Origin of the sequence: Blautia sp. NSJ-175 (genome assembly GCF_022867815.1) — a bacterium.
Taxonomy (GTDB): Bacteria; Bacillota; Clostridia; order Lachnospirales; family Lachnospiraceae; genus Blautia; species Blautia celeris.
This window is the reverse complement of sequence record NZ_JALIFQ010000049.1, coordinates 1-7,116: the sequence shown is the minus strand read 5'-3', so window position 1 is coordinate 7,116 and position 7,116 is coordinate 1. Positions and strand designations below refer to the sequence as shown.

The window sequence follows — 7,116 nt, the reverse complement described above, 5'->3', positions numbered from 1 at the left end:
AACCAGCGAATATATTTGACAGAGTATCCAGAATATTTGGATAAGAAAACCGATGGCTTTGACTGTTATCAGTCTACACCATCGGTTTTCTCATGTCCAGCTAACCTCTGAACAGTAACAAAAAAAGAGAATAAAAAAGAGGATGCGGGGGATGAGGGTTGTATAATTGGGGGTTCGGTAGTAAAATAAGCTGGAGATGAAAAGGGAGGATTGGTTATGGGTAAGAGGATGTTGTTTATTTTTAATCCCAGGGCTGGGAAGGGGAGTATTAAGAACAGGCTGGTGGATATTCTTGATATATTTGTGAAGGCTGGGTATGAGGTGACTGTGCATCCTACGCAGGCTTATAGGGATGGGCAGAGAGTGGCAAGACGTAAGGGGGGAGAGTATGACCTGCTGGTTACCAGCGGGGGGGATGGGACCTTGGATGAGATTGTGACGGGGATCATGGAAGGGGGACATTCGACTCCGGTGGGGTATATTCCTGCGGGGAGTACTAATGATTTTGCCAATAGTCTGCATGTGTCTAAGAATATGCTGGAGGCGGCTGTGGATATTGTGGAGGGAAGGGCGCACGCTTTTGATGTGGGAAAGTTTAATGATGACTTTTTTGTTTATATTGCGGCGTTCGGGCTGTTTACGGATGTTTCTTATGAGACGAACCAGGATCTGAAGAATATTCTGGGGCATGCGGCTTATATATTAGAGGGAACACAGAGGCTTTTTAATATCAGGTCCTATAATATGGCGGTGGAGAGCGCGGAATGTAACATGGAAGGGGAATTTATCTTTGGGATGGTGAGTAATGCCACTTCTGTGGGAGGATTTCGGAAGCTGACAGGGCCGGATGTGATGCTGGATGACGGGGTGTTTGAGGTTATGCTGGTGCACAGGCCGAAAAATATACTGGAGCTGAATGAGATCATTGCGTCTCTGCTGGGTGGGGCAGATACGAAGCTGATCGAGTCATTTAAGACGTCTTCGCTGAAGATTTCCTGTGACGGGCCTGTTTCCTGGACTTTGGACGGGGAATTCGGGGGAGAGCACAGGGATGTGGAAATTACGAATATGAAGCATGCAGTACAGATTATGATCAAAGAGGATGAGACGGTGCCTCTGATCAATACGCTGGAATAGGGATACCACTTCTGCACACATCAGAATACTATAATAGAAACAGAAACTAATCAGGTGTGCAATGAATTCTCTGGCTGTTTTAAAGGGTATATTGTTGATTCTTGCACTGACCATGGATTCTTTCGTGGTCAGTTTTGCTTATGGGGTGAGTAAGACTAAGATGCCTTTTGGAATTGTGGTTTGTATGAACCTGCTGATGAGTACAATTTTGGGTACCGCTATTTTTATGGGAAGTCGACTGGCAGCGCTGCTTCCGGAAGGAGTTACGGGAAGACTGGGGTTTCTTCTGCTGTTTGGGATTGGATGTTACAGGCTTTTTTCTTATTTTTTGAAGAAGGGGGAAGCGGATACAGATAAGGTGAAGGAGCTGAATCTGCTGGAAGGACTGGGGCTTGCTTTTATTTTGTCTCTCGACAGTATTGCGGTGGGCATCGGGACCGGGCTGGTGCAGTCCGGGCAGGTGATGCTGGTCATCGGCTCTTTTTTGGCAGGTATCGCTGTGATGGAGGCTGGATGGATGCTGGGACATGGGACCAGGCATATACTGAACCGGGACCTGTCCTGGCTCAGCGGAGTGTGTCTTCTTCTGCTGGCAATTGGCTCCCTGCGGGGATGAATTGTAAATTTTTTCTTGATTTTTAGCGGTTTTTGAGGTATCTTAGAAACAGTTTCAATGACCAGGTGTCTCTGCGGGTCTCAGGTGCGGGGACATATGACTTGTTAAGGGGTAGATATGGGGCCTGGGAGAGATGTAATATGGGGCAGCACAGTAAGGAAAGGAAAAACATATGAGCGAGTATACAAACGTAGCTGAAATTTTTGGAGAGGACGTGTTTAATGACACTGTCATGCAGCAGCGTCTGCCGAAAAAGGTTTACAAGGATTTGAAACAGGCGATTCTGGAGGGGAAAGAACTGTCTCCTGAGATGGCTGATGTGATTGCCCATGAAATGAAGGAGTGGGCTATAGAAAAAGGGGCAACACATTATACACACTGGTTTCAGCCGCTGACAGGCGTGACTGCTGAGAAACATGATTCTTTTATCACAGCACCGCTTCCAAGTGGAAAAGTCCTGATGAGTTTTTCCGGAAAAGAGTTGATCAAGGGTGAACCGGATGCGTCTTCCTTCCCGTCCGGCGGGCTGCGCGCCACTTTTGAGGCCAGGGGTTATACGGTCTGGGACTGTACCTCTCCGGCATTTGTAAGGCATGATGCGGCAGGTGCCACACTCTGTATTCCTACAGCCTTTTGCTCCTATACCGGGGAAGCTCTTGACCAGAAGACCCCGCTGCTGCGTTCCATGCAGGCTGTCAATAAACAGGCACTGCGCCTGATCCGCCTTTTTGGCGATACAACAGCCAAGAAAGTTACCCCCTCCGTGGGAGCGGAGCAGGAGTATTTCCTGGTAAGTGATAAGAATTTTATGCAGAGAAAGGATCTGACTTTTACAGGGCGTACGCTTTTCGGAGCCATGCCTCCCAAGGGTCAGGAGATGGATGACCATTATCTTGGAACCATCCGCCAGAAAATATCTGCATATATGAAGCATGTAAATGAGGAACTGTGGAGACTGGGCGTTACCTCCAAGACACAGCATAATGAAGCGGCTCCGGCACAGCATGAGCTGGCTCCCATCTATGCGGAAGTCAATGTGGAGGTTGACCATAATCAGATCATAATGCAGACGCTGAAGCGTATCGCCTCCCAGCACGGGATGAAATGTCTGCTTCATGAGAAGCCGTTTGCAGGCGTAAATGGTTCCGGTAAGCACAACAACTGGTCCCTGACAACGGACACAGGTGTAAATCTGCTGGATCCGGGTATTACACCTCATCAGAATATCCAGTTCCTGCTTGTTTTAAGCTGTGTACTGAAGGCCGTGGACAGACACGCGGCACTGCTTCGGGAATCCGCCGCAGATGTGGGAAATGATCATCGTCTGGGCGCAAATGAAGCTCCTCCGGCCATCATTTCTGTATTCCTGGGAGACCAGCTTACAGATGTTATGAACCAGTTGATTACAACAGGAATGGCTGACCACAGTATTGAGAGCGAGAAGCTGGAGACCGGTGTAAAATCCATTCCGGAGTTTATGCGTGATACCACAGACAGGAACAGGACCTCACCTTTTGCCTTCACAGGCAATAAGTTTGAATTCCGTATGGTTGGTTCCAGGGATTCTATAGCGCCGGCCAATATGGTATTGAACACCATTGTTGCCCAGTCATTCAAGGAAGCCTGTGATGTGCTGGAGAAGGCAGAGGACTTCGATATGGCAGTCCATGACCTGATCAAGAAGAATTTTACAGAGCATCAGAGGATTGTATTCAACGGAAACGGATATTCCGAGGAGTGGGTGGAAGAGGCTGCTAAGAGAGGCCTTCCCAACATCGGATGCATGGTGGAAGCTGTGGAAGCCCTGACTTATGAGGAATCCGTGAGCCTGTTTGAGGAGTTCGGCGTATTTACAAAGGCTGAGCTGGAATCCAGAAAAGAGATCAAATACGAGACATATTCCAAGGCCATCAATATTGAGGCAAGGACTATGATAGATATTGCCAGCAAACAGATCATTCCGGCAGTGATCAAATACACGAAGAATCTGGCAGACTCCATCAATGCAGTGGTGTCAGCAGGCATTCTGGATGTAGATGTGCAGACAGAACTGCTCAGGGACACATCCGGCCTTCTGAAGGATACCAGGAATGCGCTGAACCACTTAAAAGAAGTGGCAAAGACAGCAGCGGACATGGAGGAGGGAAGAGACCGTGCCTTCTATTACCGTGAAAAGGTAATGCCGGCAATGGAAGCCCTGCGCCGTCCTGTGGATGAACTGGAAATGATCGTGGATAAGGATATCTGGCCCATGCCGTCTTATGGGGATCTGTTGTTTGATGTATAAAACGGCTGCCGGGAATCATTATAAATAATACAGGAAAAGGTGTTCCGGATACAGATTCGGAACACCTTTTGTGTTATAATAATAAAAGCGGTGTTGCATCTGCAACAGACTGGAATCCATATGGGATGATATAATCGGATAAAAGTTAGAGATTCATATGTGAAGAAGTATTTTGTAATTACCCTGACGCAGGGTAGGAGTAGAATAAACAGGTGAGAGGAATCAGACATGGATAAAGAATTGGAATTTTTACGGGAACAGGGCGTGGACAGCGGACTCATTGACGGCGTGGAGGAATTTCGGGCAAAATATGATGTGGCAGAGGAGGCAAAGGGGCGTGTGATCTGCCCGGATATGCCCTTTTACGGCAGGGAAGTTCTGGAAATGGGAATCGCTGCTCTTTTGGAAGGGGAGAACCTGCTTTTGACAGGACCAAAAGCTACAGGAAAAAATATGCTGGCGGAAAATCTGGCCTGGATTTTCGGACGTCCGGTGTACAATGTTTCTTTCCATGTAAATACCAACAGCGGTGATTTAATAGGAACAGATACATTTGTCAATAATGAGGTGGAGCTGAGAAAGGGAAGCATCTACCGGTGTGCCGAGTTCGGCGGTTTCGGAGTCCTGGATGAGATCAATATGGCAAAAAATGATGCGGTTTCCGTTCTTCACGCCTCCCTGGATTACAGGCGCTGCATTGATGTGCCCGGATATGACAAGATTGACCTGCACGACGCAGCACGCTTTATCGGAACCATGAATTACGGATATGCGGGAACAAAAGAACTGAATGAGGCCCTGGTCTCCCGTTTTCTTGTGATCGATATGCCGCCTCAGAATGAGGAAACCCTGGAATATATATTCCGGAGAAAATTCCCCAGTATCAAAGAAAACGCCCTGAAGCAGTGGATTGGGCTGTTCATGGACCTGCAGACAAAGGCAGGCAACAGTGAGATCACCACAAAGTCCCTTGATCTGCGGGGAATGCTGGGGGCGCTGAAGGCGGTTTCCTGCGGCCTTGGCCCGGCGCTTGCTGTCCGTATGGGGGTAGTCAACAAATGCTTTGACGTGTTTGAAAAAGAGATCGTCCAGGATGTGGTTATGACAAGAATACCGGAATCCTGGACCACAGAGGATGTGTTTCAATGAGAGAAGAATTTGAGCTGGAGCTGGAAAACAGAATCCGCAACCTCATGTGGACGGTGAGCGGGGATTATACCCTGGATGTGAAGCCGGATCTTGACAGTTTCCGGCGTTCCAGGTATATTGCCCTCTATGACGGTATCAAACAGGGGGCATTTGCCCGCTATTTTGACCGGGAGGAGCTATCTCTTTATCTGGTCAAGAAAATATACCTCCATGCTTCGGAAGGGGAGCTTATAAGCCTTGCGCAGCTCTGTATTGAGTGGGCCGTCTGTGATCGGATCATGGAGGAGAGAGAAGGCGTAGGGGAGATCAGAAGAAGAGCTTTTGAGGACACCCTGGAGCTGGATTTTTCCCAATTGGTAGGATATGAGGCAGGGCGGTTAAAAATCTCTCTTTTTAAGGAGGCTCTGAACGGAAAGGAACCAGCCACGGACAGACTCCGGGGCTTCATGGAGAGAGTCTATGAGCTGAAAAATGCCGCAGATACTATGGAAGTCATACGGACAGTGGATTTTCTTTATAATGAGATTGTGGATCCCCGGTTTGAAAAGCAGCATGGTTCCCTGGAGCGGGTGCTGGCGGTCACCCTGGAGGAACTGACAGAGTTTTCCTGGAAGGATTATCTGGAGGAGGAAGCCCTGGAGGAGACATTTTCCGCTTACCTGGACAAAGTGACGGAGAGCATGACCAACCTGGATATGATGGAGCAGGAAAAGCAGCAGGAGAAGGAAGAGGACGGGGAAGAGGAGAACACCAACAGGAAAAAGGTGCTGGTGGTGGATGAAAAGGCCCTGGAGCGCATGTACAGCTATGTACAGAGAAATTACGGGAAGACTTTTCTGACAGAACCGGAGGAAAAACGCCTGAACTATTTACTGTGCAGGGGAATCCATGCAGACTGCAGCCTGTATTTTACGGAGGGAGTTTTAAAGAATCCGGTGCTCCGCAATTATCAATATGAATATGCGAAAAAGCAGAAGGATAAGAACCTTTATGCCTATCACAATAATCACAGAATGGTGAAAAATAATATCTGGACGCTTACAGACATGCTGAAAAAAGCGTTTACCATGCGGGATGAGACAGATGAAGTGCTGTCGGACAGGGGCAGAATCATTCCCTCCCGGCTGTGGAGGATTGGCAGGACAGATGACGCCAAGTTCTTTGTACGGGAACTGAAGCAGGACAATAGTGATTTTGTGGTGGATGTGCTCATTGATGCCAGCGGCTCCCAGAGGAGCCGGCAGGGTCAGGTTGCCATGCAGGCGTATATTCTGAGTGAAGCCCTGAGCAATGTGAATATTCCCCACAGGGTGATGAGTTTCTGCACTTTCTGGGATTATACGATCATGCACCGTTTCCGCGGTTATGAGGATGACAGGAGTGCAAACAGTAATATTTTTGAATATATCACATCCTCTAATAACAGAGACGGACTTGCCCTGAAGGCAGCAGGCCACGAACTGCTGAACCGGGACGAGGAACATAAAGTCCTTATCGTGTTAAGCGACGGTCGTCCCTATGATGTGATATTAAACCGTCCAAATGCCAGAAACCCGCAGCCGTACCAGGGAAAATACGCCATCTCGGATACGGCCTTCGAGGTGCGGAGACTGCGGAATCAGGGTGTGTGTGTCCTGGGGGTATTTGCAGGGGAGGAGAAGGATCTGCCGGCGGAGAAGAAAATCTTCGGGAAGGATTTTGCCTATATCCACAATGTAAACGGATTTTCCAAAGTGGTGGGGAGATATCTGATTCGGCAATTGGAAAAAGAGGAATAGTACAGACGGCAGAGGCCTTCGGTGATACGGTGATATGCCCCCTGTCAAGTAGACAGGTTAAATATCTAAAATGAAATGCAGATGAACGATCACACAGATTTGTGTGGTCGTTTTTCTATGCACACCATTTCTCTTTATATTTCTCAATT

General features: G+C 48.2%; 5 protein-coding genes. All 5 read left to right on the top strand.

Features of this window, described 5'->3' with window-relative positions:
* Window positions 1–216 precede the first annotated feature (216 nt).
* The 5 genes from MUB35_RS30100 (at window position 217) to MUB35_RS30080 (ending at window position 6,967) form a co-directional block, all read left to right on the top strand.
* A complete protein-coding gene (locus MUB35_RS30100; protein ID WP_033143862.1) occupies window positions 217–1,137 on the top strand; it encodes a diacylglycerol/lipid kinase family protein in 921 nt (306 codons plus the stop codon).
* A gap of 61 nt (window positions 1,138–1,198) precedes the next feature.
* Complete coding sequence (locus tag MUB35_RS30095; RefSeq protein ID WP_033143861.1) at window positions 1,199–1,753, top strand: manganese efflux pump; 555 nt, start codon at window positions 1,199–1,201, stop codon at window positions 1,751–1,753.
* A gap of 172 nt (window positions 1,754–1,925) precedes the next feature.
* On the top strand, window positions 1,926–4,040 hold the full coding sequence (locus tag MUB35_RS30090; RefSeq protein WP_033143860.1) for a glutamine synthetase III family protein: 2,115 nt from the start codon (window positions 1,926–1,928) through the stop codon (window positions 4,038–4,040).
* A gap of 228 nt (window positions 4,041–4,268) precedes the next feature.
* Entirely contained in the window at window positions 4,269–5,189 is a 921-nt protein-coding gene (locus tag MUB35_RS30085; protein WP_054351904.1) for an AAA family ATPase, read from the top strand.
* Window positions 5,186–6,967: a cobaltochelatase CobT-related protein gene (locus MUB35_RS30080; RefSeq protein WP_103732444.1), complete on the top strand. Its 1,782-nt coding sequence runs from the start codon at window positions 5,186–5,188 to the stop codon at window positions 6,965–6,967. The genes MUB35_RS30085 and MUB35_RS30080 overlap by 4 nt, the downstream gene beginning before the upstream one ends.
* Window positions 6,968–7,116: the final 149 nt, after the last annotated feature.